Annotated in this window: 22 protein-coding genes; 8 read left to right on the top strand and 14 right to left on the bottom strand. The window is 54.9% G+C overall.

Features of this window, described 5'->3' with window-relative positions:
* Positions 1-20: 20 nt before the first annotated feature.
* Positions 21-1979, bottom strand: coding sequence for an acetate--CoA ligase (gene acs, locus RT644_RS16605; protein ID WP_313627311.1), 1959 nt, complete (start codon positions 1977-1979; stop codon positions 21-23).
* A gap of 684 nt (positions 1980-2663) precedes the next feature.
* On the opposite strand from acs, the gene gltP reads away from it, so the two are divergent.
* Positions 2664-3977, top strand: coding sequence for a glutamate/aspartate:proton symporter GltP (gene gltP / locus RT644_RS16600; RefSeq protein ID WP_020456165.1), 1314 nt, complete (start codon positions 2664-2666; stop codon positions 3975-3977).
* 307 nt (positions 3978-4284) lie between these two features.
* Here the strand turns inward: gltP and RT644_RS16595 are convergent, their stop codons facing one another.
* A complete protein-coding gene (locus RT644_RS16595; protein ID WP_240528427.1) occupies positions 4285-4992 on the bottom strand; it encodes an ArsR/SmtB family transcription factor in 708 nt (235 codons plus the stop codon).
* A gap of 85 nt (positions 4993-5077) precedes the next feature.
* Between RT644_RS16595 and RT644_RS16590 the strand changes: the two genes are divergently transcribed.
* From RT644_RS16590 to RT644_RS16575, 4 genes are read left to right on the top strand one after another with little or no spacing between them, the layout of a single operon-like run.
* Positions 5078-6058, top strand: a complete 981-nt coding sequence (locus RT644_RS16590; protein ID WP_313627310.1) for a sulfite exporter TauE/SafE family protein — start codon at positions 5078-5080, stop codon at positions 6056-6058.
* Positions 6055-6948, top strand: a complete 894-nt coding sequence (locus RT644_RS16585) for a DMT family transporter (RefSeq protein WP_313627309.1) — start codon at positions 6055-6057, stop codon at positions 6946-6948. Before RT644_RS16590 ends, RT644_RS16585 begins: the two co-directional genes overlap by 4 nt.
* Before the next feature lies 1 nt (position 6949).
* Positions 6950-7660, top strand: a complete 711-nt coding sequence (locus RT644_RS16580; RefSeq protein WP_313627308.1) for a methyltransferase domain-containing protein — start codon at positions 6950-6952, stop codon at positions 7658-7660.
* Positions 7638-8372 (top strand): class I SAM-dependent methyltransferase, encoded by a 735-nt coding sequence (locus RT644_RS16575; RefSeq protein ID WP_045511834.1) that lies wholly within the window; start codon positions 7638-7640, stop codon positions 8370-8372. Before RT644_RS16580 ends, RT644_RS16575 begins: the two co-directional genes overlap by 23 nt.
* A gap of 36 nt (positions 8373-8408) precedes the next feature.
* Here RT644_RS16575 and fdhF read toward each other — a convergent pair whose 3' ends face one another.
* Positions 8409-10556, bottom strand: a complete 2148-nt coding sequence (gene fdhF, locus RT644_RS16570; protein WP_313627307.1) for a formate dehydrogenase subunit alpha — start codon at positions 10554-10556, stop codon at positions 8409-8411.
* 257 nt (positions 10557-10813) lie between these two features.
* On the opposite strand from fdhF, the gene RT644_RS16565 reads away from it, so the two are divergent.
* Complete coding sequence (locus RT644_RS16565) at positions 10814-11545, top strand: response regulator (protein WP_020456173.1); 732 nt, start codon at positions 10814-10816, stop codon at positions 11543-11545.
* A gap of 3 nt (positions 11546-11548) precedes the next feature.
* Here the strand turns inward: RT644_RS16565 and RT644_RS16560 are convergent, their stop codons facing one another.
* From RT644_RS16560 to RT644_RS16535, 6 genes are read right to left on the bottom strand one after another with little or no spacing between them, the layout of a single operon-like run.
* Positions 11549-12541, bottom strand: coding sequence for a carbohydrate kinase family protein (locus RT644_RS16560; RefSeq protein ID WP_313627353.1), 993 nt, complete (start codon positions 12539-12541; stop codon positions 11549-11551).
* Positions 12541-13401 carry a ketose 1,6-bisphosphate aldolase gene (locus tag RT644_RS16555; protein ID WP_045511837.1) on the bottom strand — a complete coding sequence of 287 codons (861 nt, stop codon included), beginning with the start codon at positions 13399-13401 and terminating at the stop codon, positions 12541-12543. The genes RT644_RS16560 and RT644_RS16555 overlap by 1 nt, the downstream gene beginning before the upstream one ends.
* Positions 13402-13412: 11 nt before the next feature.
* The gene (locus tag RT644_RS16550) at positions 13413-14099 is read right to left on the bottom strand and encodes a D-lyxose/D-mannose family sugar isomerase (RefSeq protein WP_045511839.1); all 687 of its coding nucleotides are present in this window, start codon (positions 14097-14099) and stop codon (positions 13413-13415) included.
* Between the two features lie 51 nt (positions 14100-14150).
* Positions 14151-15092, bottom strand: a complete 942-nt coding sequence (locus tag RT644_RS16545; protein ID WP_313627306.1) for an ABC transporter substrate-binding protein — start codon at positions 15090-15092, stop codon at positions 14151-14153.
* 40 nt (positions 15093-15132) lie between these two features.
* A complete protein-coding gene (locus tag RT644_RS16540) occupies positions 15133-16134 on the bottom strand; it encodes an ABC transporter permease subunit (protein WP_020456177.1) in 1002 nt (333 codons plus the stop codon).
* Positions 16127-17650, bottom strand: coding sequence for a sugar ABC transporter ATP-binding protein (locus RT644_RS16535; protein WP_020456178.1), 1524 nt, complete (start codon positions 17648-17650; stop codon positions 16127-16129). Before RT644_RS16535 ends, RT644_RS16540 begins: the two co-directional genes overlap by 8 nt.
* Positions 17651-17774: 124 nt before the next feature.
* Here RT644_RS16535 and RT644_RS16530 point away from each other — a divergent pair, with 124 nt between their 5' ends.
* Together RT644_RS16530 and yjdP are read left to right on the top strand one after the other, a co-directional pair.
* Complete coding sequence (locus tag RT644_RS16530) at positions 17775-20339, top strand: ATP-binding protein (RefSeq protein WP_313627305.1); 2565 nt, start codon at positions 17775-17777, stop codon at positions 20337-20339.
* 80 nt (positions 20340-20419) lie between these two features.
* Positions 20420-20731, top strand: coding sequence for a DDRRRQL repeat protein YjdP (yjdP, locus tag RT644_RS16525; RefSeq protein ID WP_020456180.1), 312 nt, complete (start codon positions 20420-20422; stop codon positions 20729-20731).
* Between the two features lie 5 nt (positions 20732-20736).
* Here yjdP and RT644_RS16520 read toward each other — a convergent pair whose 3' ends face one another.
* From RT644_RS16520 to phnL, 5 genes are all read right to left on the bottom strand, one after another.
* Entirely contained in the window at positions 20737-21072 is a 336-nt protein-coding gene (locus RT644_RS16520) for a low molecular weight protein tyrosine phosphatase family protein (protein WP_020456181.1), read from the bottom strand.
* Positions 21073-21280: 208 nt separating this feature from the next.
* The gene (phnP, locus tag RT644_RS16515) at positions 21281-22039 is read right to left on the bottom strand and encodes a phosphonate metabolism protein PhnP (protein WP_020456182.1); all 759 of its coding nucleotides are present in this window, start codon (positions 22037-22039) and stop codon (positions 21281-21283) included.
* 60 nt (positions 22040-22099) lie between these two features.
* On the bottom strand, positions 22100-22651 hold the full coding sequence (phnN, locus tag RT644_RS16510; protein ID WP_313627352.1) for a ribose 1,5-bisphosphokinase: 552 nt from the start codon (positions 22649-22651) through the stop codon (positions 22100-22102).
* Positions 22648-23784: an alpha-D-ribose 1-methylphosphonate 5-triphosphate diphosphatase gene (gene phnM / locus RT644_RS16505; RefSeq protein ID WP_313627304.1), complete on the bottom strand. Its 1137-nt coding sequence runs from the start codon at positions 23782-23784 to the stop codon at positions 22648-22650. Before phnM ends, phnN begins: the two co-directional genes overlap by 4 nt.
* Positions 23781-24467 (bottom strand): phosphonate C-P lyase system protein PhnL, encoded by a 687-nt coding sequence (gene phnL / locus RT644_RS16500; protein ID WP_020456185.1) that lies wholly within the window; start codon positions 24465-24467, stop codon positions 23781-23783. Before phnL ends, phnM begins: the two co-directional genes overlap by 4 nt.
* Between the last annotated feature and the right edge of the window lies 1 nt (position 24468).

Genomic DNA, 24468 nt, shown 5'->3' with positions numbered 1-24468 from the left:
CCGGCAGGGTTTTACGATTATTACGATGGCATGGTAATGGCCTGCTTCTCTTCGAGCAGTTTTTCCACTACGCCAGGATCGGCGAGCGTTGAGGTATCGCCGAGATTGCTGGTATCGCCAGCGGCGATTTTGCGCAGAATACGGCGCATGATTTTGCCGGAGCGGGTTTTTGGCAGTGAGTCTGTCCAGTGCAGCACGTCCGGCGTCGCCAGCGGGCCAATCTCTTTACGCACCCAATTTCGCACTTCGGTGTACAGCTCCGGCGACGGTTCCTCACCGTGGTTGAGCGTGACGTAAGCGTAAATAGCCTGGCCTTTAATGTTGTGTGGAATGCCGACGACCGCCGCTTCGGCGATTTTCGGGTGTGATACCAGCGCCGATTCGATCTCTGCCGTTCCCAGACGGTGGCCGGAGACGTTCAGCACGTCATCCACGCGACCGGTGATCCAGTAGTAGCCATCTTCGTCACGACGCGCGCCGTCACCGCTGAAGTACATATTTTTGAAGGTGGAAAAATAGGTCTGCTCAAAGCGTTCGTGATCGCCAAACAGCGTCCGCGCCTGGCCCGGCCAGGAGTCGGTGATCACCAGGTTGCCCTCGGTCGCGCCATCGAGCGCGTTACCTTCGTTATCCACCAGTGCAGGCTGCACGCCGAAGAACGGACGCGTGGCGGAACCGGCTTTCAACTGGGTTGCGCCGGGAAGCGGGGTGATCATAAAGCCGCCGGTTTCCGTCTGCCACCAGGTATCCATGACCGGGCATTTACCGTTACCGATTTTTGACCAGTACCACTCCCATGCTTCCGGGTTAATCGGCTCGCCGACGGAACCGAGGATCCGCAGCGAAGACCGGCTGGTGCCGTCAATCGCTTTATCCCCTTCTGCCATCAGCGCACGAATGGCGGTTGGCGCGGTATAAAGGATATTCACGTTATGTTTGTCCACCACCTGGCTCATGCGCGCCGGGGTCGGCCAGTTCGGCACGCCCTCAAACATCAGCGTGATGGCGCCGCAGGCCAGCGGCCCGTACAGCAGGTAGCTGTGCCCGGTTACCCAACCGACGTCGGCAGTACACCAGTAGACATCGCCCTGGTGATAATCGAAGACATATTTAAAGGTTGACGCGGCATAGACCAGGTAGCCGCCGGTGGTGTGCAGCACGCCTTTCGGTTTCCCGGTGGAGCCGGAGGTATAAAGGATAAACAGCGGATCTTCTGCGCTCACTTCTACCGGCTGGTGCTGGTCGCTGGCCTTGTCGGTCAGCTCGTTCCACCACAGATCGCGCCCTTCCTGCCAGTCGATGTTACCGCCGGTGCGTTTGAACACCACGACATGCTCGACGCTGCTGACGTTCGGGTTTTTCAGCGCGTCATCAACGTTTTTCTTCAGCGGAATGTTGCGCCCGGCACGCACACCTTCATCGGCGGTGATCACCAGCCGTGAGCTGGAGTCAATAATGCGCCCGGCGACCGCTTCCGGCGAGAAGCCGCCGAAAATGACCGAATGCACCGCGCCAATACGCGCACAGGCGAGCATTGCCACAGCGGCTTCCGGCACCATCGGCATATAGATGGCGACGACATCGCCTTTCTTAATACCGAGCGACACCAGCACATTGGCGAAGCGGCAGACATCGCGGTGCAGTTCACGGTAGGTGATGAGTTTGCTCTGGCTGGCGTCATCACCTTCCCAGATAATGGCCGTTTGATCGCCGCGTTCGGCGAGGTGGCGGTCGAGGCAGTTGGCCGCCAGGTTCAGCGTGCCGTCTTCATACCATTTAATGGAAATATTGCCTGGCGCGAAGGAGGTGTTTTTCACCTTCTTATAAGGCTTGATCCAGTCGAGGATTTTGCCTTGCTCGCCCCAGAATGTGTCAGGGTCAGTTACCGATTGCTGGTATTTGGCCTCATACTGCTCCGGATTTATCAGGCAACGTTCCGCAATATTGGCGGGAATATCGTGTTTATGTATTTGGCTCATGGCGATTGCTCTCCTTGTAAGATGTTAATAATATGTCACAAGAACGTTAATTGTAGGGCCTTTGCCAGCTTTGTTTACTATTTGCGCGATAGATCACGCATTAAATGAATTGTGCAAAAAGCGAGCAAAATAAATGTGCTGGCGCGCGAAAGAACGCAAAAAGGTGGAACGGTAAGAAAGACGCTTCATAACAGCAAGTTATGGAAGGTGACAATTCGATTACGCTTACTACCGGCGTAAAAAAGCAGGCTGTTGCAAGCCTATGAAAATCCATCACGTAACCAGTAGGGTGATAATGGTTACGATGATGAATTATTCACTGCATTAACAAGGAATCGCAGACGAAATAACGTTAGAAATTGGCTTATGAGACATTTTTCGTGATTAAAAAATGCGCAGATAAACGAATTACCCACAATAATTTCCGATGGTAAATATTGGATTTGCCGATAGTGAAAAGTTTTTCATAACAAAGAGTTATTTGTCATAACTGAAATAAAAGACGGTTTTTGAGTAAAAATTCAGTCAAACCCCCTCCCGGTATAGGGTTGCGCGTTACACCCTGCAAATGATACTGATAATGCGCGTTAAAAAACCCCGCAATACTGTGCGACGCTAATCATACCCTTTCAGTATGTGTCGTTCCTTGCCTGGAATGGCGCTTCATTGAGGATGTCTGTAGTTATGAAAAACATGAAAATCAGCCTGGCCTGGCAGATTCTGCTAGCCCTTGTGCTGGGTATTCTTCTGGGTAGTTATCTGCACTACCACAGCGACAGCCGCGAATGGCTGATTGCGAATCTCCTGTCTCCGGCGGGCGATATCTTTATCCATTTGATCAAAATGATTGTCGTGCCGATTGTTATCTCGACGCTGATTGTCGGCATTGCAGGCGTTGGTGACGCGAAACAGCTTGGCCGTATCGGCGCGAAGACCATCATCTATTTCGAAGTGATCACTACGGTGGCGATTATTCTCGGCATCACGATGGCGAATGTGTTCCAGCCAGGCGCGGGAATTGATATGTCGCAGCTGGCGACGGTGGATATTTCGAAATACCAAAGCACCACCGCGGATGTGCAAAGCCACGCCCACGGCCTGATGGGGACGATTTTATCGTTGGTGCCGACCAATATCATCGCGTCGATGGCGAAGGGCGATATGCTGCCGATCATCTTCTTCTCGGTGCTGTTTGGTCTGGGGCTCTCTTCCCTGCCAGCTTCGCACCGCGAGCCGCTGGTCACCGTGTTCCGTTCTATTTCCGAAACCATGTTTAAAGTCACCCATATGGTGATGCGTTATGCGCCGGTCGGCGTGTTTGCGCTGATCTCTGTAACGGTGGCGAACTTTGGTTTCGCTTCGCTGTGGCCGCTGGCAAAGCTGGTTATCCTGGTCTATTTCGCCATTCTGTTCTTTGCGCTGGTGGTGCTGGGCATTGTGGCGCGGGTGTGCGGTCTGAGCATCTGGATTTTGATCCGCATCCTGAAAGATGAGCTGATCCTGGCGTACTCCACCGCCAGCTCGGAAAGCGTGCTGCCGCGCATTATCGAGAAAATGGAAGCCTATGGCGCGCCGGCGTCGATCACCAGCTTCGTGGTGCCGACCGGTTACTCCTTTAACCTCGATGGTTCGACGCTGTACCAGAGCATTGCGGCGATCTTTATTGCTCAGCTGTATGGCATTGACCTGTCGCTGTGGCAGGAAATCATCCTCGTGCTGACGCTGATGGTCACCTCGAAAGGTATTGCGGGTGTGCCGGGTGTCTCCTTCGTGGTACTGCTGGCAACGCTGGGTAGCGTCGGTATTCCGCTGGAAGGCCTGGCGTTTATCGCTGGTGTTGACCGTATCCTCGATATGGCGCGTACCGCGCTGAATGTGGTGGGGAATGCGCTGGCGGTGCTGGTGATCGCCAAGTGGGAACACAAGTTTGACCGCAAAAAAGCGCGCGCTTACGAGCGCGAAATGTTGGGCAAATTTGATAAGACTGCCGATCAGTAACCTTCTCAATCCCTCCTTCATGGAGGGATTTTTACATCAGGCGGGCTTACCCGCCTTGCCTGTCAAACGACGCCGCTCGCTCATTAACGCTCTGATCGAACATCCCATCACGCTACCTCTATATGTATCCGGCCGGATGCTCAGCAGGGTTTCAACATTGATGGTAACGGGCGGGCAGGGCGGGGTCATTGTGCGTTATGTGCAGGGACAAAACGTGATCGGTCATATGCAGCTTCTCCTGTGCGCCCGGCGGTGAAGGTATTTCGCGACGGGCTGGCGCAGGCGGTGAGGGCCGACAAACGGCACATCACTCGTCATCAATGTTATGAATACCCAGGCTGCGTTGCAAAAACGCTTTCCCGGCAGGGGTGACGGTCAAAATACGTGCCTCATTGGTTTTGATGATAAAACGCTTCCTGAGCAGCGCGTTAAAGAGATGCGCGCCGAGCTCTCCCGAAAGATGGTAACTCTGTTCGCTCCAGTCCATGCAGGGGATCACCAGCGCCCGGCGTGAATGGCTAAGCGCGTGAGTATCAATGTCTAAGTGTGTGCTGAACCACGTATCGCCAGCGGCGCTAATGGCAAGGTTTCCCTCCGCGGCCTCGAGCACTTTTTGTTGGCAAAGGTGCTCGTAGATGGTCACGCCGACATGTCCGGCAATATGGTCGTAGCAGGTTCTGGCATAACACATTTTCTTGAACCCGCTGGGTTTGATGCGTTCCTGAAAATTGCTATCAGCATAGGTGGCGACCATCATTGATTCTATCGCCTGGGCAATCAGCGAGTTATAAAGCCGGTAATAACGGTTGCGGCCAATTTTATCAAAGGCAACGACGCGGCAATGGATGAGTTTCGCCAGATGATTACTCGTCGATTGAGGGGAAAGCCCGGCGGTGATAGCTAATTGCGATGCGGTGAGCCGGTTATTATCCATTAACGCGCAGAGCATTCTTGCCCGGCTCGCATCTGCTAATAAACAAGCCAATCGACTAAAATTAGGAAGTTGCTCTGTCATGACGTTCATAGTTCATTAAAGAATTAAACATTTATGTGTTTGTTCGTAAAGAATACCGCAATTCAGAACAGACAAGGCAGTCATAATGTTCTTACAACGACCTCTATATAAGGACTCCCTCCTCTTTTTCAGATTTTTTGCTTTAATTTTATGGCTTCTATTGACGGTTTATATTACTGGCTTTGTTAGTATTGTTGAGAATTATATTTTAAGTCTCGCCATGATGGTCGGCGCATTTGTCGGCAGTGCCACACCGGTCGGCGGTGGTGTGGTGGCGTTTCCGGTACTGACATTTATCAAGCAGATCCCCGCGAAAGAGGCCGCTGTTTTTTGCCTTGCTATGCAATCGTTTGGCATGACGGCGTCCTCTTTAGCGATATTTACCCGCAAGATACCGGTGGATAAATTTCTGATAACCTGGTGTGTAATAACCAGCTTTTTAGGCTATCTGCTGGCGTTATTTTATATTCCCAATCCCTTTTCATCCGCAGGTTTAAAAGTTTTCTTCTCCTCATTCTGGCTTGCTTTTGGCGCAGCGATTTTTGTCGTCCGAAGGAAAAAAACCATTTCGCAGACTGTTGGAATTACCCACGCGAGAGGCTGGCGATTACTGCTATTTATCGCTATTTGCTTTGCGGGGGGGATTGTAACGTCATGGATTGGTAATGGCATCGATGTGGTCTTTTTTTGTGTTTTGATTTTAATGTTCTCCCGCACCGAATCTGTGGCAACACCTTCTGCGGTTATTGTGATGGCATTGATATCCATCTTTGCGACAGCGTTAAATATCAGTGCCGGTAATGTGAATATGCAGACGTTAAAATATCTTAGTGCAACGATTCCGGTGGTCATTATTTTTGCACCTTTAGGTATTCTTTTTTCTGTTCGGCATGGAGATGCATTTATCCGAAAACTTCTGCTGGCGCTGGTTATTATTCAGTATCTGTTTACCGCTGCTGCTTTTTTCAGGCAGCTGGATTATGTCTTTCTCTCCATGCTCGTTATTGCTCTTTCATCCGTTTTATTGTTTGCCATTGGCTATATTGATAAAAGGAAAGCGGTGTGACCACGAGAAATATGAACTTTCTGATAAAAGTCGTTATTGCGACCCTCTGTATGGGGTCTTCTTTTCCAACCGGGAAATACTTAATCTCTTATGAAAACATGCCGCCATTTTTAATGGGCGGTTGGCGGTTTATGGCGGCCGGGCTTTTTATGCTATTAATTCCCATATTTACCCGTGGCATTCAGGCTATCATCCCGACCAGTGAAGGTTCTGTCGCGAAGGGGCTGCTTTTAACTGCGGTCGTCGGTGCGTTGCAAACGACAGGGACAATGGGTTTTCTCAATCTGGCGCTGGAGAGCGTTACCTCATCCATGTCTTCTATTATTCTTTTTACCAATCCACTATGGCTTGCGATATTGGCGCATTATTTACTGCACGATAAATTAAACCAGCGAAAAATTATCTCACTGGTCATCGGTGTTGCGGGTGTCATTGTTTGCCTGGGGCTTGAGAGCGTTAAAGGCGGAACCGGTTTATTTTATGCGTTTTTAGGATCGATATGCTGGGCGGTATGCACGGTCGTGAGTAAGCGATTTGTTTTTGATAAAGATAGCTGGGTATTTACCGGCTGGCAGCTTTTTCTCGGCGCGCTGTTTATGTTGATCATCGCCTGGATAAGACATGAAAAATATGATATCGGTGATTTACAAACCTGGGGCTGGGTGTGGTTTATTTGGCTTATTTTACCGGCCAGCGTTGGCTCGTTCGGTTTATGGTTTTCAGCACTACGGCAGGGCGGCGCAACCCTTGCCAGCGGTTTTCTGTTTCTGGTCCCTCTCTTTTCAACGATCTTTTCTATTTTCACCTTGCATGATGGTCTCTCCATCCAACTTATTATCGGCGGATGCCTGATTGTCCTTTCACTCTTTCTTCTTAATCGGGAGTATTAACATGGAAGTGGGTAACAGTATTTCGATATCAACCGGAAAACAATGGTCTTTTGATAACGATGTCGCCAGCCATTTTGATGAACATGTGCAAATGTCGGTGCCAGTTTATCAGGAGGGTCATGAGCTTATTGGTTTTTTAAGCGATTTCTTTATTAAAGAAGGTTCCGTTTTTTATGAAATCGGCTGCTCCACCGGCGCACTGATTCATAAAATCTATACCCGTCATAGTCAAAAAGCAGCGACACGGTTTATTGGCGTTGAGCCGGTGCAGAATATGATCGCGCAGGCAAAAAAAAGAACCGGTAGTTTACCCATTGAATATGTGCATGACACCATTGAAAATATCGATATGGAGGCGTGCGACTTTATCGCCTCTTATTACTGTTTGCAATTTATTCCCCTGACTAAACGCATAATAGCGTATGAAAAATTATACGACGCATTAATTCCTGGAGGCGCGCTTATTATTTTTGAAAAAGAGGTTATTGACGATTCAAAAATAAATGAAATGATAGAGTCTTGCTATCTAAAATTTAAGCTATCACGAGGCTTTTCGATTGATGAGATTATCGCTAAGAAATTTAGCCTCGAAGGAGTGATGCGGCCTTGCACCGAGCGGGAAAATAGAAAAATCCTTGCGGAAGTCGGGTTTAAACAAATTGCCACGATCATGAAATACGGTGAATTCCATGGATATCTTTGCATCAAATAAGCGCAGCCAGCAAAATAAAAATAAATGGGAAGAGTTACATAAAAAATCGGCGGATCAAAGTGTGCGCACCACACCCAGTTACGCAATAAGACGAATTTACGAAAGTCTGGAATATATACAAACTGACTCGACTACCGTCAATACGCTTGAAATTGGTTGTGGATTTGGCCGCAATCTTCATTACCTGATTACACATGGTTTTTCTGATAATTATGTTGGTATTGATCAGACCGATGTCGCAATTAATAAAACAGCCGAGCTGCTAAGCGATTATCAACAAAAAGGTATTGTACAACTTATCAAGGCCAACGCGGCGGGGGATTTACCCTTTCCGAATGCTCATTTTGATTGCATTTTCGATATTATGTCCGCCATCACCTTTATTCCCGATGAAGCGGTACGAGTCGCTTATTTCAGCAACGTAGTCAGGCTGCTGAAACCGGGCGGTGCTTATTTTTTCCTCGCAGTCAGTAACCAGGCGGTAGTTAACGATAAAGTCGTCGATGTAACGCTGGATGAGCCGGGCTTGTTTAAACGTAAGTTCGACAACATGATTGAAAAAGCCTATTCGGCGGATGAGCTGAAACGCTATCTGGCGGGGTTGTCTGTTTGCTGTCTGGATGTGGTTTCCGAGCATACTCGCGCTTTCGGCGATGAAAAGTTCGAACGCGAAAATGGCTTCTGGTTTGGCTGTTTTACCAAAGAGATCTGAAAAAATGCGGGGTGATGAACACCCCGCATTAACCGCTTAACCCATTGCGCTTTCGCGCAGGCGAGTCTTCAGTTTGTTGTACTCATCTATTACATACTGCTCGGCGGCGCGCTGATCGGCGATCGGCTCCACGCGCACGGCGCAGTATTTGTACTCCGGCGTTTTGGTAATCGGGCTGAGGTTTTCCGTCACCAGCTCGTTACAGGCACCAATCCACCACTGGTAGGTCATATATACCGCGCCTTTATTAGGACGCTCGCTGACCTGCGCACGCGTAATGATTTTGCCTTTGCGCGAGTTCACCCACACCAGCGCTTCATCTTCAATGCCAAGCCTTGCAGCGTCGGCCGTGTTGATTTGCGCATAACCCGGTTCATCCGCCAGCGCGGCGAGCGCGGCGCAGTTACCGGTCATTGAACGGCAGGAGTAGTGACCCACTTCACGCACGGTGGAAAGCACCATTGGATACTCTTCGTTGAGTTTATCCATTGGCGCGACCCAGTCGCAGGTGAAGAACTTCGCCAGCCCATTCGGCGTGTCGAATTTTTCTTTGAACAGATACGACGTGCCTTGATCGGTATCCGACGTGTCACGACACGGCCACTGAATGTAGCCCAGCTCCCCCATTTTTTCGTAGGTGGCGCCGTAGAAGTCCGGGCAGAGATGACGCAATTCATCCCAGATTTCCTGCGTGTTGTTGTAATGCATCGGATAGCCCATCCGGGTGGCAATCTCGCTGATGATTTGCCAGTCCGTTTTCAGATCCCACTTCGGTTCCACCGCTTTAAAGAATCGCTGGAAGCCGCGATCCGCTGCGGTATACACACCTTCGTGCTCACCCCAGGAGGTCGACGGCAGGATGACGTCTGCCGCGGCTGCGGTTTTGGTCATGAAAATGTCCTGCACAATCACCAGTTCCAGCCCTTCAAACGCCTTACGTACCGCTGAAAGCTCGGCATCGGTCTGAAGCGGATCTTCGCCCATGATGTAGGCGGCGCGGACTTCGCCATGCTCAACGCGGTGCGGCAGTTCGCTGATGCGATAACCGGTATGCGCAGGCAGGCTTTCAACGCCCCAGGCTTTGGCGAATTTCTCGCGGTGCGCCTCCTCTTTCACGTACTGGTAACCAGGGTAGGTATCCGGTAACGCGCCCATATCGCAGGCACCCTGCACGTTGTTCTGACCACGCACCGGGTTCACCCCAACGTGCGCTTTGCCGAGGTTGCCCGTCAGCATCGCGAGGCTGGTCAGCGAACGCACGGTTTCCACCCCCTGGTAGAACTGGGTCACGCCCATGCCCCACAGAATGGCAGCGGTTTTCGCACCGGCATACATACGGGCGGCCTGGCGGATCTCCTGCGCAGTGACGCCTGTGATCTCCTCGACCGATTCCGGCGTATAGCCTTCAACGATTTTCCGGTACTCTTCAAACCCTTCGGTACGATTGGCGACAAACGCTTCGTCGTACAGTTTTTCCTCAATAATGACATGCCCCATTGCGTTGAGCAGGGCGATGTTCGACCCGTTTTTCAATGCAACGTGCATATCAGCAATGCGCGCGGTTTCGATTTTGCGCGGATCGCAGACGATGATTTTCGCCCCGTTTTGTTTCGCGCGAATCACATGATTAGCGACGATCGGGTGAGAATCCGCCGGATTGTAACCAAAGATAAACACTAAATCTGTGTTATCAATTTCATTAATGGCATTACTCATCGCGCCATTACCGACCGACTGGTGCAGACCTGCAACCGATGGGCCGTGTCAGACGCGAGCGCAGCAGTCGACGTTATTGGTACCAATAACGGCGCGCGCGAATTTTTGCATTATGTAGTTGGTTTCATTACCCGTACCGCGGGAAGAGCCGGTGGTCTGGATTGCATCCGGACCGTACTTCTCTTTGATGGCGCTCAGACGACCGGCGACATAATCGAGCGCTTCATCCCAGGATACCGACTCCAGTTTGCCGCCGCGCTGGCGACGGATCATCGGGGTTTTCAGGCGAGGTGTCAGAATCTGGGTATCGTTAATAAAATCCCAGCCGTAATAACCCTTCAGGCAGAGCGTGCCCTGATTGGTCTTGCCCTGCGCAGCCTCCGCCCGAACGATTTTGCCGTTATCGACCACCAGGTGAATCTTGCAACCTGAGGCGCAATACGGGCAAACCGTGACGACTTTTTTCATCACTTTCGCTCCAGTTAAGAATATCGCCCCCGATTATGCATCTTCTATGCCACAGTGTTGCTGGGGGTATTCACTGATATTACGGCGGATATTTGGTCAAAATACTGACGAAACGCAGGTCATCGTCAAAAGTGACGTGTCGAAAGGCCAGGGGGATGTGACCCCGGTTAAAAATCCGGCATTTAGTCGCTGCATTTATCAATCGCAGCCAACAGAATGAGCCAGAATGAGCAAATAAAGCCTGGCGGAAGCGGATAATGAAACCTGCGATTCTGGTTGTGGATGACGATACGGCGGTGTGTTCACTGCTGGAAGATGTGCTCAACGAGCACGTCTTTACGGTCTACGCCTGCCATAACGGGCGTGATGCGGTAAACCTTTGTGCGCAGCATGCGGATATCGCGCTGGTGCTGTTGGATATGATGTTGCCGGATATCAATGGCTTGCAGGTATTACAGCAGTTGCAAAAACTGCGCCCGTCGCTGCCGGTGGTGATGCTGACCGGGCTGGGCAGCGAATCGGATGTGGTGGTCGGCCTGGAAATGGGCGCCGATGACTACATTGGCAAACCTTTTAACGCGCGTGTGCTGGTCGCGCGCGTCAAAGCGGTATTACGGCGTACCGGCGTGCTGGCGGCGGAAGCCACCGCGATAAAAACGCCGGGGTTTGTCTTTAACGGCTGGCATCTCGATCCTGAGCGCTGTGAGCTGTTTAACCCGCAGCAGCAGAGCGTGGCGTTGACGCAAGGGGAGTACAGCTTATTGCTGGCGCTGGTGCAAAACGCGCGTCGGGTACTGAATCGCGAACAGTTGCTGGAGCTAACGCACAGCGAAAGCGTCGATGTGTTTGATCGCACCATTGACGTGTTGATTATGCGCCTGCGCCGCAAAATCGAAACCAATCCTCACCAACCCGCGTTGATCAAAACCTTGCGCGGGCTTGGTTACGTGTTTGCCGCAGACGTTTCTCACGGTGATAAAGCCGCCTGAGCCTCAGCACTCTTGTAATAACGCGTCCAGCGTTTTCGCGCCGTCAATGGCGTTGGCGCACAGCAGGCTGGCGCGGGCGCAGGCATGCGCCAGCAAAATGCTTTTTTGCAGCGGCCAGCTTTCGTGGCAACCATATAAAAAACCGGCGCAAAAGGCGTCTCCCGCCCCCACGCTGCCAATAATTTCGTCCTGGCTCAGCATCCGCGAAGGTACCCAGCTGCCCGCTTCGCCGGGTGCTTCACCCCAGGCACCTTCCGGGCAGTGGATCACCACCCGCTGTTTTACGCCCGCCGCCAGCAGTTTTGCTGCGGCGAGAGCGATATTGTCGATATGCGGCCCGTCGTCGGCTGTGCGCATTGCCAGTCCGCTGAACTCGCCCGCTTCCAGTTCGTTGATCACCAGATAATCGAGATGCGGCAAGCAGGGCAGCACCAGCGGTTGATAGCGCGGATCGCCTTTGCGCGACACTAAATCGAGCGAGGTTTCAAAGCCCTGTTCGCGCATTTGCGCCAGCAGGCGTGCGCTGCGGGTGCCAAATTCCTCATCGGGTTTATCCAGGCTATCGAGCAGCAGTAAGTAACCGAGATGGAAAATCTTCATGCTGCCATCCAGCCCGTCAAAGGCGGGCAGATCCAGCAGACGATTGGCTCCGGGCGAGTGGAAAAAGGTGCGTTGTCCGGAAGGATCGGTCATCACCTGCGACATGGACGTCGGTGCCGACGTGGTGCGCTGTACATGCTGGCGGTTGACGTGGTACTGCTCCAGCATCGCCAGAATATAATCGCCGTCGCTGTCTTCGCCCACCAGCCCGACCGCCTGTAGCGGCAGGCCAACGTGCATTTTCGCCAGCGTCAGCAGGACATTCAGCGGCGCACCGCCGGTGGAGCGCTCGCTGTGGGTGATTTCCGCCAGCCAGCCGCGCTCCGGCCACTGCACAATCTGGTGGACATGATCGACCAGCATATTTCCGGCGGCGATAACCCCTTTACGTTCCATCACAGTTGCCCCGCGCTGCCAAAGATGCGCATCTGCCCGGCGACGGTATCGGTAATGGCTTCTTCAACACTGAGCAATAGCTGCGCGAACTCATCATATAGCGGCTGGCGGTTGCTCATGCGCTGCTCGATGGCGCCCAGTGCGGCTTGCGACATGCCGGTGTAGAAATTGATTTTATGAATGCCGAGCGAGATGGCGCGGCGGAAATCGTCATCGCTGATGCCGGAACCGCCGTGCAGCACCAGCGGCAGGCCGGTTTGCTGGCGAATGGCGTCAAGGCGCTCAAAATCGAGTTTCGGCTCGCCTTTGTACTTGCCGTGCGCATTGCCAATGGCGACCGCCAGCGTATCGATGCCGGTGCGATCCACAAAATCCCGCGCCAGCGCCGGATCGGTGAAACAGGCTTCATCGGCGTGACCGTACAACGCACCGCCTTCATCGCCTCCCACCGCGCCCAGCTCGGCTTCCACGGACACGCCTACCGCGTGGCACATCTTCACCACTTCCCGCGTCTGGCGAATATTCTCTTCGTACTCCAGCGTCGAGCCATCGAACATCACCGAACTAAAGCCGAGCCGCAGCGCGCGCACCACGGATTCAAAGTGCAGCCCGTGGTCGAGATTTAAGACCACCGGAATGTCACTGCGGGCGGCCTCGAATTTCACCGCTTCGACCAGCGAGTCCAGCGAGATGTACTTAAAATGCACTTCGGCGATGTTGATGATAAACGGCGAGCGCTCCTGTTTCGCGGCGGCGAACAGGGCGCGTAGAAAGTGGGAGTCGAGCACGTTGAACGCGCCCAGGGCGTAGTGATGTTCGCGGGCGTGGGCCAGGCCTTCGGCAAGAGAAATCAGCGGCATAGCAAACTCCTTTAGCTCAGAAACAGATGATACTCGTTGCACAGCACCAGCAGCGCCGGTTCGTCTTCCAGAATGTTGTTGTAGCGATCCATGGCATTCAGGAAGTGGTTGTCATGCTCGTCATCGTTTACCGACGACACTTCCCCGACCAGCACATCGCCGAAGCCGGGTTCGCCCCAGAAGCTGTGATACAGCCCCGGTGGCAGGCAAATACTTTCCCCTGGTGAGAGGCGCAGCTGACTGCCCGCCGCGTGTGTCTGAATGCAGCCATCAATGACCACGGTAACGTCGGTGTTGAGCGTCTCGTCATTCGCTCCGGCGTTCCACAGTTCAATAATTAAATTACCGCCGCCGCGATTAATGATGTCCTCGCGCTTGCGCCAGTGAAAATGCATCGGTGTCACCTGTGCGTCGCGCACATGCATGATCTTTTCCGCATAACATTTTTCATAGGGCGCGCCGTTGGGCGAGCCGTTGCGCAGCGTAAACAGCGTCAGCCCCTGGGCGTAGAAATTCGAACTGCCGAAGGCGGTGACATCCCAGCCTAACTTCAGATCGAACACTTCGCGCCAGGCCTCTCTGTCCAGCTGTTGCCATTTGGTTGGTGGAAAACTGGCAAAAGGAGGCAGATGCACATCGTGCATCGAGAAGAACTGTCGTGTATGGCCGAGAATCTCATTAATGGCGGAGCGTTTCATGGTATCCCCTGTGTTGGCACTCCCTCTCCCTTGCGGGAGAGGGATAAACCGTTATTTCACCGTCCAGCCTTTGTAACTGCCGACATTCTGTTTATCGATCATGGTCACCGGGATCAGCACCGGCGCTTTCGGCGCGGGTTTGCCTTGCAGGATGTCATAACCAATTTCCACCGCGCGGGCGGCCATCACTTGGGGATCCTGCGCCGGGGTGGCGACAAACAGCGAGTTCTTACGTTTCAGCGCCTCTTCACCGTCCGGGCTGCCGTCGACGCCAACAATAAAGAACTCGTTGCGTTGCGCCTGTTTAGCAGCCAGATCGGCACCGATCGCCGTCGGATCGTTAATCGCAAACACGCCGTCGATTTTCGGGTTAGCGGCAAGCAGTGAGGTCATCACTTCCAGCCCGCCTTCACGGCTGCCTTTGGCGTTCTGGTTATCGGAAAGCACCTTGATGTCCGGGTGGCGTTTAAACTCGGTCTGGCAACCTTCGACACGGTTCTGTACGGCGGAAACCGGCGGCCCGTTGATGATCACCACATTGCCTTTGCCTTTCAGACGATCGGTGATGTATTTACACGCCATTTCACCCGCCTGGGTGTTATCGGAAGTGATGGTGGCGTCAGCGCCTTCCGCCGCCACGTCAACCGCCACGACGACGATCCCGGCGTCTTTCGCCCGTTTCACCGCCGGGCCGATGCCTTTGGAATCTGCGGCGTTGAGGATGATCATGTCGACTTTGGCGGCGATAAAGTTGTCAATCTGCGCCACTTGCTGACCGAGATCGTAGCCGCTGGAAACCAGCGTCACTTTGACCTTATCGCCCGCCAGTTTGCGCGCTTCCAGCTCCGCTCCCTTGGTGATTTGCACGAAGAAGGGGTTGGCCAGATCGCCCACCGTCACGCCGATGGACTTCAGTTCTTTGGCCTGCGCGAACGGGGCGCTGCCCAGCAGAGCACCCGCGCAGAGCGCAGTGACAAGAGGTTTAAGACGCATGCTGTAATCCTCGCTTATGTTACTGTTTTGTAGGGTATTGTTATGCTGCCTGATGATGCCGGGTACGGTATTTGTCGATCAGCACCGCTATGATGATCACCGCCCCTTTGATCACCAATTGCCAGAAGTAGGAGACGCCCATCAGCGTCATCCCATTGTTTAAGGTGGCGATAATCAGCGCCCCCACCAGCGTACCGGTGATGGTGCCAATGCCGCCGACAAAGCTGGTACCGCCGAGGATCACCGCCGCGATGGCGTCCAGCTCATAGCCCATGCCGAGGTTGCCGTTGGCGCTGTATAAGCGCGAGGCGCTCATCACCCCGCCAAGACCGGAAAGCAACCCGCTCATGCCATAGACGAACAGCAACACCAGCCACACTTTGATGCCGGTCAGGCGTGCGGCCTGCATATTGCCGCCCACCGCGTAAATATGTACGCCAAGCGTGGTGCGGCGCAGGATAAACCAGCACACCACAATCACCGCCAGCGCGATCACCACCAGCCACGGCACCGGGCCAAGATAGTTATTGCCGATCCACTCAAAACTGATGTCGGAGTTAATCACTGTGGTGCCGTCAGCCAGCAGATAGGCCGCACCGCGCAGCGCGGTGTAAGTGCCGAGCGTGACGATAAACGGCGGCAACCCGGCGAACGCCACCAGCGCACCGTTAAACAGCCCCAGCACCAGGCCAAGCATCAGCGCCGCCGGCACCGACAGCATGGCGAGCTCCGGTGTCAACGACACCACCATTGCTGCCACTGCTGTAGTACCAAGGATCGACCCGACAGACAGGTCGATGCCGCCGGTCAGAATGATGAAGGTCATCCCTGCTGCCAGCACGATGTTGATCGACGCCTGGCGGGTGATATTCAGCAAATTGCTTTCGGTAAAGAAGTTCGGCGCGATAAAGCCAAACACGGCGACGATGAGGATCAAAATCGGCAGAATGCCGACCGTTTGCATCAGATCGCCCATTAACATTTTTTTGGCGGAGGCCGATTTGGCGACCTCGGTGGCTGTATTTTCTTTGTAATCAGTCATGGTGTACCGCCGGATGTAGGGATTCGTTAACGCCGGTCGCCAGCGTCATGATGTTTTCCTGGGTGATGTCGCCGTTGAGTAACTCACCGGCAATCTCGCCTTCGCGCATCACATACACGCGATCGCTCATGCCGACCACTTCCGGTAACTCACTGGAGATCATCAGGATCGCCACGCCTTTGCGCGCCATCTGGTTCATGATCCGGTAGATCTCGCTTTTCGCGCCGACATCGACGCCGCGCGTTGGCTCGTCGAGGATCAAAATGCGGGGGCCAATCGCCACCCAGCGCGAGATCAGCAGTTTCTGTTGATTGCCGCCGGAAAGCCCGCCCGCCCGTACTTGCGCGTGCGGTACGCGGATATTGAGCAGCTTGATGGCATCATCGGAGATCGACTGCGCTTTTTTGCGATCGAGCATTCCCCAGGCGGCGTCGCGCTCAAGCGTCGCCATGGTGATGTTCTCCTGCGCCGCCAGTTCGAGAAACAGCCCTTGCTCTTTGCGGTTTTCGGTCAAAAAACCGATGCCCAAATCAATGGCGGCGCGCGGGGAGTGGATCACCACCGGTTCGCCATCCACTTCGATCATGCCGCCGGTAGCTTTACGCACGCCGAAGATCAACTGCGCCAGTTCCGATCGCCCCGCACCAACCAGCCCGGCGAGACCGACGATCTCCCCGGCGCGGACATGCAAGCTAACCGGCTGGATCTTTTCGTTATCCGTCAGGTGGTGAATGCTCAGACGTGGGCTGCCGAGCGGAATATCGCGCTCTTTGTTAAACAGATCGCTGAGTGGTCGCCCGACCATCATGCGCACCAGCTCGGAGGCGTTCAGTTTGTCGCGGGTCAGGCTGCCGACGTATTGCCCGTCGCGCAGCACGCTGACGCGATCGGAAAGCTCATACACTTCCGCCATGCGGTGGCTGATGTAGATAATCGCCATGCCTTGATCGCGCAGGCGCAGGATCAGTTCAAACAGGCGGTGAGTTTCACGCGAGGAGAGGGCGGCGGTGGGTTCGTCCATTACCAGAATGCGGCTGTTGCGGTGCAATGCGCGGGCGATCTCCACCTGCTGTTGTTCGGCGATGGTTAACGTCATCACCCGGTCGGTGGCTTTGAAATTGGCGCCAAGGCGATCGATTACCGCCTGGGCTTGCGCGGCCATCTCTTTGCGCTGCACCAGCCCGCCACGGGCTATTTCGCTGCCGAGAAAGATGTTTTCAGCGACGGTAAGATTGGGTGCGAGCTGCATCTCCTGGTAAATCAAGGTGATGCCCGCCGCCAGCGCATCTTTCGGGCCTTTGATACTGTAAGGCTGGCCGTCAATCAGGATCTCGCCGCTGGTGGCGCTGTACGCCCCGGCAAGAATTTTCATTAACGTACTTTTCCCCGCGCCGTTTTCCCCCATTAGCGCGTGGATCTCGCCGGGCCAGACCGTCAGGTCCACCCCTTTGAGCGCGTAAAATTTGCCAAACGCTTTGGCAATATTGCGCATCTCCAGAACGGGCGTTGTGCTCATGTCAGGCTCCTCGGAAGGACGATATCCGCACTTCATCACACGTTCGTAAATGCACAATGTCAGAAGCTGTTCATATTTGTCATAGTGACGCCCATACCCGCGTTGAGCCTCTTATGGAGCCACTATGCCGTATCGCGCGAATCCGTTCTTTTCCAGCGCCCGTGGGCGGCTGCTGTTTTTTAATGTGTTAGTGGTGGCAGTGACCTTAATGGTGTGCGGCGTGGCGGTACTTGGCTTTCGCCATGCCAGCCAGATCCAGGAACAGGTGCAACAGCAAACGCTGGACGATATGACCGGCAGCATGAACCTGGCGCGCGATACCGCCAACGTTGCCACGGCGGCGGTGCGTTTATCGCAGGTGGTCGGCGCGCTGGAGTACAAAGGTGAAGCCGAGCGGCTGAAAGCAACGCAAAGTGCGCTACAACACTCGCTAAACCAGCTGGCGAACGCGCCGCTTGCGCAACTGGAGCCGCAACTGGTGGCGCAGATCACACGGCGCAGTCATGAGTTGCAGCAAAGCGTCACCGAGATGCTGCAACGCGGACAGCGCCGCCACCTGGAGCGTAATGCGCTGCTCAGCTCGCTCTACCAGAGCCAAAGTTATTTGCGTCATTTACAGGAGATAAATACGCGGGAAGGGGGAAATATCCCCGACAGCCGCCTGCTGGAAGAGATGGACCGGCTCATCATCGCCGCTATTCAAACGCCTTCCCCGCGCCCGACCGTCAAGCAACTGTCTGAAGTGATGGCGACATTACCGCTGCAAAGCGCCAGCCCAACGGTGGCGTTTATCCTGCCCGATTTCAGTGCCGAGTTGCGCAAACTGGAGCCGCTGTCGCTGCAACTGGAAGAGAGCGATCTGGCGATTAGCTGGTCGATGTTTCACATCAAAGCGCTGGTGGCGCTGCTCAACAGCGACATTAACCAGTATGTCTCGGAAGTGGCGAACGCCTCTGAGCTGCGCACCACCCAGAGCCATCAGGAGATGCGATCCATCATTGCGTTTATCAGCGTTTTCGCCCTGCTGGCGCTGGTGATCACTGGCTTTGCCGGTTGGTATATCTACCGTAACCTGGGGTCTAATTTAACCGCGATTTCGCGCGCGATGTCGCGGCTGGCGCACGGTGAAAAGGACGTTTCCGTACCGGGTTTGCAGCGGCGTGATGAGCTGGGCGAACTGGCGCGGGCGTTTAACGTCTTTGCGCGCAACACCGCCTCGCTGGAGCACACCTCAAAGCTACTGAAAGAGAAAAGTACGCAACTGGAAACCACGTTTCACGCCATGCGCGACGGCTTTGCCCTGTTTGATAACCAGGGCTGTCTGGTCGTGTGGAACCCGCAATATCCGCTGCTGCTGGGGTTAACCGCCGATGCGCTTCAGCGCGGCCAGCATTACCAGCGTTTGCTGCACCAGGTGAGTGATTTACCCAACCATGTGCAGGAGAATCTCGCCCGGGTGCTGCCAAAACCGCAAGAATTGCGGCTGGCGGATGACCGTACCATTGAGCTGCGCTTCAGCCCGGTGCCAGGGCGCGGGATGGTTAACGTGGTGCTGGACCGAACCGAACGTAAAGGGCTGGAAGCCGCATTGCTGCACAGCCAGAAGATGAAAGCGGTCGGACAACTGACCGGTGGGCTGGCGCACGACTTTAACAACCTGCTGGCGGTGATCATCGGAAGCCTCGAACTGGTCGCGCCCGGTTCGCCGGATGCGCCGCGTATTTCGCGGGCGCTGAAAGCCGCCGAGCGCGGGGCGTTACTCACGCAGCGCCTGCTGGCGTTTTCACGTAAACAGTCGCTGCATCCGCACGCGGTAGAGATGCAGCCGCTGCTGGAAAACCTCGGCGAGCTGATGCGCCATTCCCTGCCGGCGACGTTGACGCTGGAGATTGAGGCGCAGAACCCGGCGTGGCCCGCGTGGATCGATGTCGGGCAACTGGAAAACGCCATCATTAACCTGGTGATGAACGCCCGCGATGCCATGGAAGGAGAGAGCGGCGTTATCAAAGTGCGCACCTGGAACCAGCGCGTGACCCGCAGCGACGGGCGCAAGCAGGATATGGTGGCGCTGGAAGTGGTGGATCACGGCTGCGGGATGTCGCAAGAGGTCAAAGCACAGGTATTTGAACCGTTCTTCACTACCAAGCAGACCGGCAGCGGCAGTGGGTTAGGGCTGTCGATGGTTTACGGTTTTGTCCGTCAGTCCGGTGGGCGAGTAGAGATCGAAAGCGCGCTAGGGCAGGGCACCACGGTGCGTTTGCAACTGCCACGCGCGGCGGTGCAGGTGGTCAATCATCCCGAACCCGATTTGGCGCAAACGCGTGATACCCGCGACACGCTGATTCTGGTGCTGGAAGATGAAGCGGATGTGCGCCAGACGCTGTGTGAACAGCTGCATGAGCTGGGGTATCTAACGCTGGAGGCCGAAAGCGGCGAGCAGGCGTTGCAACTACTGAGCGCATCGCCGGAGATTGGCGCGCTGATTAGTGACCTGATGTTGCCCGGTACGTTAAGCGGGGCGGAAGTGATTAACCTTGCGCGTCAGCACTATCCGCAACTGCCGCTGTTGCTGATAAGCGGCCAAGATCTGCGTCCGGCGCATAACCCTGCGCTGCCGGATGTTGAGCTGTTGCGCAAACCGTTTACCCGCCTACAACTCGCCCAGGCGTTGCGGCGTATTGCGGCGTAGTGGATTTGAGATTCCTCCGCTACCCGGCGCGCGCGTGGCTGAATTAACGTAAGCCTCGTCCCTATTTGAGGCTGGCCTTTATGAAACGTTACGCGAACGCGCTGGTGCTCGGCGCTCTCTTACTCAGTGGTCAGGTTGCCCACGCGGATGTGATTGATGATGCGATTGGTAATATCCAGCGGGCGATTGGCGAGGCGTATAACACAGATAGCCGCGATGACAGGCGCGATGACGACTACCAAAGCCGCGATCAGCGCAGGCAGTACGACGACCGTTATCAGCAGCTTGAGGATCGGCGTCGTCAACTGGATGACCGCCAGCGCCAGCTAGATCGCGAGCGGCGCCAGCTGGAAGATGAACAGCGCAGGCTGGAAGACGATGATTATCGCTAACGCGGCTACGCAGGGATGCGCAAACCTAAACGCGCCGGAACAACATCTTCCAGCAACGCGATCAGTTGCGGATCCATAAAGTGGTAATGGTCAGGAATATCCAGCACGTAAACCGGTTTATGCTGCACCAGGCGGCTGAAGTCTTCCAGAATCCGGCTCTTGTGATGTTCTTCCATGACGCAGATAACATCCGCCCAGGAGAGAATGGCGGGGGAGACGGTTTTTCTCGCCTGGCGCTGCGTGCCAGCGGAACGGGCATTTAGCCCCGGGTAGCGGCGAAAAACCTGCTCAGCCGTGGGGCTGCGCCACTGGTTTCGGCTACAAATAAAAAGCACATTCATGGCAAGCTCAATACTCTGTCAAAGCCGCGATGTGCTAATAACTGCCAGGTCACACGCGGGTAAGTAAGACCCCGTTGCGTTATGCGCAACAACTTTTTTTTGCTTCGAGTCTGTACGCTTAATCCCTCAAACGACCTCTTTACAGGCTGCGTCTGCTTATTCCGCTTCCACCGGAAAAGATGCGACGAATATATCGGTATTATGCGGTCTAATCCAGCACAATCCGCATGCCATCATACCCTGCTTCAACCCCCGTCGGCAGCGGGTTTTTCATCATCCATTGATCAAAGACATGACTGATATGCGTTAGGATAACTCTTGGACAGCCAATCACCTCATTCAGGGCGATAACCGTGTTCAAATCGCTGTGATTTTTCGGCGTTTGCGCACGCGGTTCATAAGAACAATCTATCACCACCACTTGTGGATGATTATTGAGCAGAAACTTTAACGTCTTGTCCGGTAACCCGGCGGTATCAGACAGCCATGCCACCCGGCTGTGCGCCGATTCGAACAAATAGCCAAAGGTGAGTTTCGAATGGTTCAGCGGCAGTGGCGTCACCTGTAAACCTTGCAGGTCAAACACCACAAACGGTTCAACGGTATGGCTGAAATCAAGCAGGCCGGGGTGCTTAAACAGATCGTCGCAACCCTGTTCATCCGGTGGGCCATAGACCGGGATTTTCTCGCCCACGCCCCAGCGCAACGGAAACAGCCCTTGCACATGATCCATGTGATAGTGAGTAAGCAGGAACTGCTGAAAGTGACCGGCGGGAAAGGTATCCATCAGATCGGGGATACCGGCGTCGAGTAAGGTCACTGCGTCGTTAAACTTCACCACGGCGCTACAGGGTTTACGGCGATGGGTTTCATTCTGACGGGCACGGCGGCAGGCTGCACAGTCGCAACCAAAAACCGGCACCAGTTGTGCGCCGCCGGTGCCGGTGAGGGTGATTGTCAGGCTCATAGCGCCTCGCTTTAACGGTTGAGTCAACGTAACCGGCGCAGCAACGCTACGCCGACATCATTACGCGCTTTTCCCTTGTTGCGCACGAATCAGCATGACCAGTCCTTCTACTGACTGTAGCAAACTGCCATCGTTATTCAGCGTCAGGCAATTGCCTGGCTGGTAACGCGCCGCGCGCTCCAGCCGCGCTTCAATCTCTGCGGGGCTCTCCCGCCCGCGTTTTTCCAGGCGTTGGCGCAAAATGCCGGGCGCTACCTGCACGTACACCGGCATCAGCGTGTCGCCATATTGCGCTTGCGCCTGTTGCAGATGCCCGCGCGAACCGTTTACCACCACATCAAACCCGGCCTGCAGCCAGAGGTCTATCTCTGCGCCAATGCCGTAATAAAAGTCGTTGGCATGCCAGCTCAGCGTAAACAGATGCTGCTCGGCACGGGTGAAAAACTCTTTTTCACTCAACGCGATATGGTTTTCGCTCCCGGCGCTGGCCGGGCGGGTAATGTAGCGGTGCGCGACCAGTAATTGCGGATGCTCTCGCTGGCGCAGCGCCGCCAGTAGCGAGTCTTTGCCCGCGCCGGACGGCCCCATTAACCAGATCAGTCTGCCCATCAGAACACCCTTTTCCCCTCGCGCCAGACATGATCAATGCGTACGTGGTCGCCTTTGTGGTGCGCCAGCACCAGATCCGCCCGCTTCCCTTCGGCGATCACGCCGCGATCGTTAAGATTCAGCGCCTGTGCCGGGTTTTTGGTCACCAGGTGAACCGCTTTCTCCAGGCTGAAATCATTCTCTTCATCGCTGGCTACGCGAAACACCGCATCCAGCAGGCTGGCGGGGTAGTAGTCGGATGACAAAATATCCAGCATGCCAAGTTGCGCCAGCTTATGTGCCGCCACGTTGCCGGAGTGGGAACCGCCGCGCACGATATTGGGCGCGCCCATCAGCACGCTTAATCCATGGTCTCGCGAGGCTTCCGCCGCCGCGAAAGTGGTCGGGAATTCAGCAATCACGCTGCCGAGCTGGTGCGATTCGACAACATGCTCGCGCGTTGCGTCATCGTGGCTGGCTAGCGGCAGATTACGCGCATTGCATATCGCGGCGATGGCTAACCGGTTGGGCTGCGACCACTGTGCGGCGAGCGCCAGTTGCTCCTGCTCGAACTGATCCATCTGCTCATCGGTGAGGTGATATTTACCCTGATAATATTCACGATACTTCTCATAGCTGGCGTACTGGCGCTGTCCTGGCGAATGATCCATCAGCGACACCAGCGCGACCGGCTCGCGGCTAACCAGTTTTTCAAACAGCGGCAGAGTGGTGTGATGCGGCAGTTCGCAGCGTAGATGCAGGCGGTGCTCGGCGCGGTTCAACCCGCGCTTTTGCGAATCTTCCACGGCGTTGATCATCTTTTCCAGATTCTCCAGCCGGTCGCCGCCATCGCGCACATCGCCAATCGCTACCGCGTCCAGCACCGTTGTTATCCCGCTGGCGACCATCAGCGCGTCGTGGCTGCTCATCGCGGAATGGGCGGGCCAGTCCACTTTCGGCCGCGGGGTGAAGAACTTATCCAGGTTATCCGTATGCAGTTCAATAAGCCCAGGCATCAGCCAGCCGCCGTCGCCATCATGCGCGCCGGGCTGGCGGCTTTGGGTTTCGGCAAAAGCACGAATTACGCCGTCACGAACTTCCAGCGAGCCGCTGATCACCTCATCTTCGAGGATCAGTTTTACATTGTTGATTATCATGCGGAGATCCCCATCGGGTAGAGGCGGTCGGCGACATGTTCGCGCACGGCGCCATCGTGAAAGATGCCGACAATCGCTGCGCCGCGCGCTTTCGCCTGCGCGATCAGTTCAACGACAGCGGCGCTGTTTTTCTCATCCAGCGAAGCGGTAGGTTCATCGAGCAGCAAAATCGGGTAGTCGACAATAAACCCGCGCGCGATATTAACGCGCTGCTGTTCACCGCCGGAAAAGGTGGCGGGAGCGAGATGCCACAAGCGTTCCGGCACATTCAGCCGGGTGAGCAGTTCACCCGCTTTTTGCGCGCACTGTTCGCGGGCAATGCCCTGTTCCAGCAGCGGTTGCATTACCACATCCAGCGCGCTAACGCGGGGGATAACGCGTAAAAACTGGCTCACCCAGCCGATGGTGTGGCGGCGCACTTCCAGCACTTTACGCGCCGGAGCCTGCACCAGATCCACCCATTCATCGCCGTGTTTGACATGAATATGTCCGGCGTCGGGCAGGTAGTTGGCGTACAGCGAACGCAGCAGGGTCGATTTCCCGCTGCCGGAATGGCCATGCAGCACCACACATTCACCGGCCCCGACACTGAGCGATGTTTCGCGCAGCACCGGCAGGCGCACGCCGTTTTGGTGATGCAGAACGAAGGTCTTGCTGACATTTTCCACACGCAAAACAGTCATC

The organism is Kosakonia sp., assembly GCF_032104925.1.
Lineage (GTDB): Bacteria > Pseudomonadota > Gammaproteobacteria > Enterobacterales > Enterobacteriaceae > Kosakonia.
This window is presented reverse-complemented; position numbering and strand designations above follow the sequence as displayed.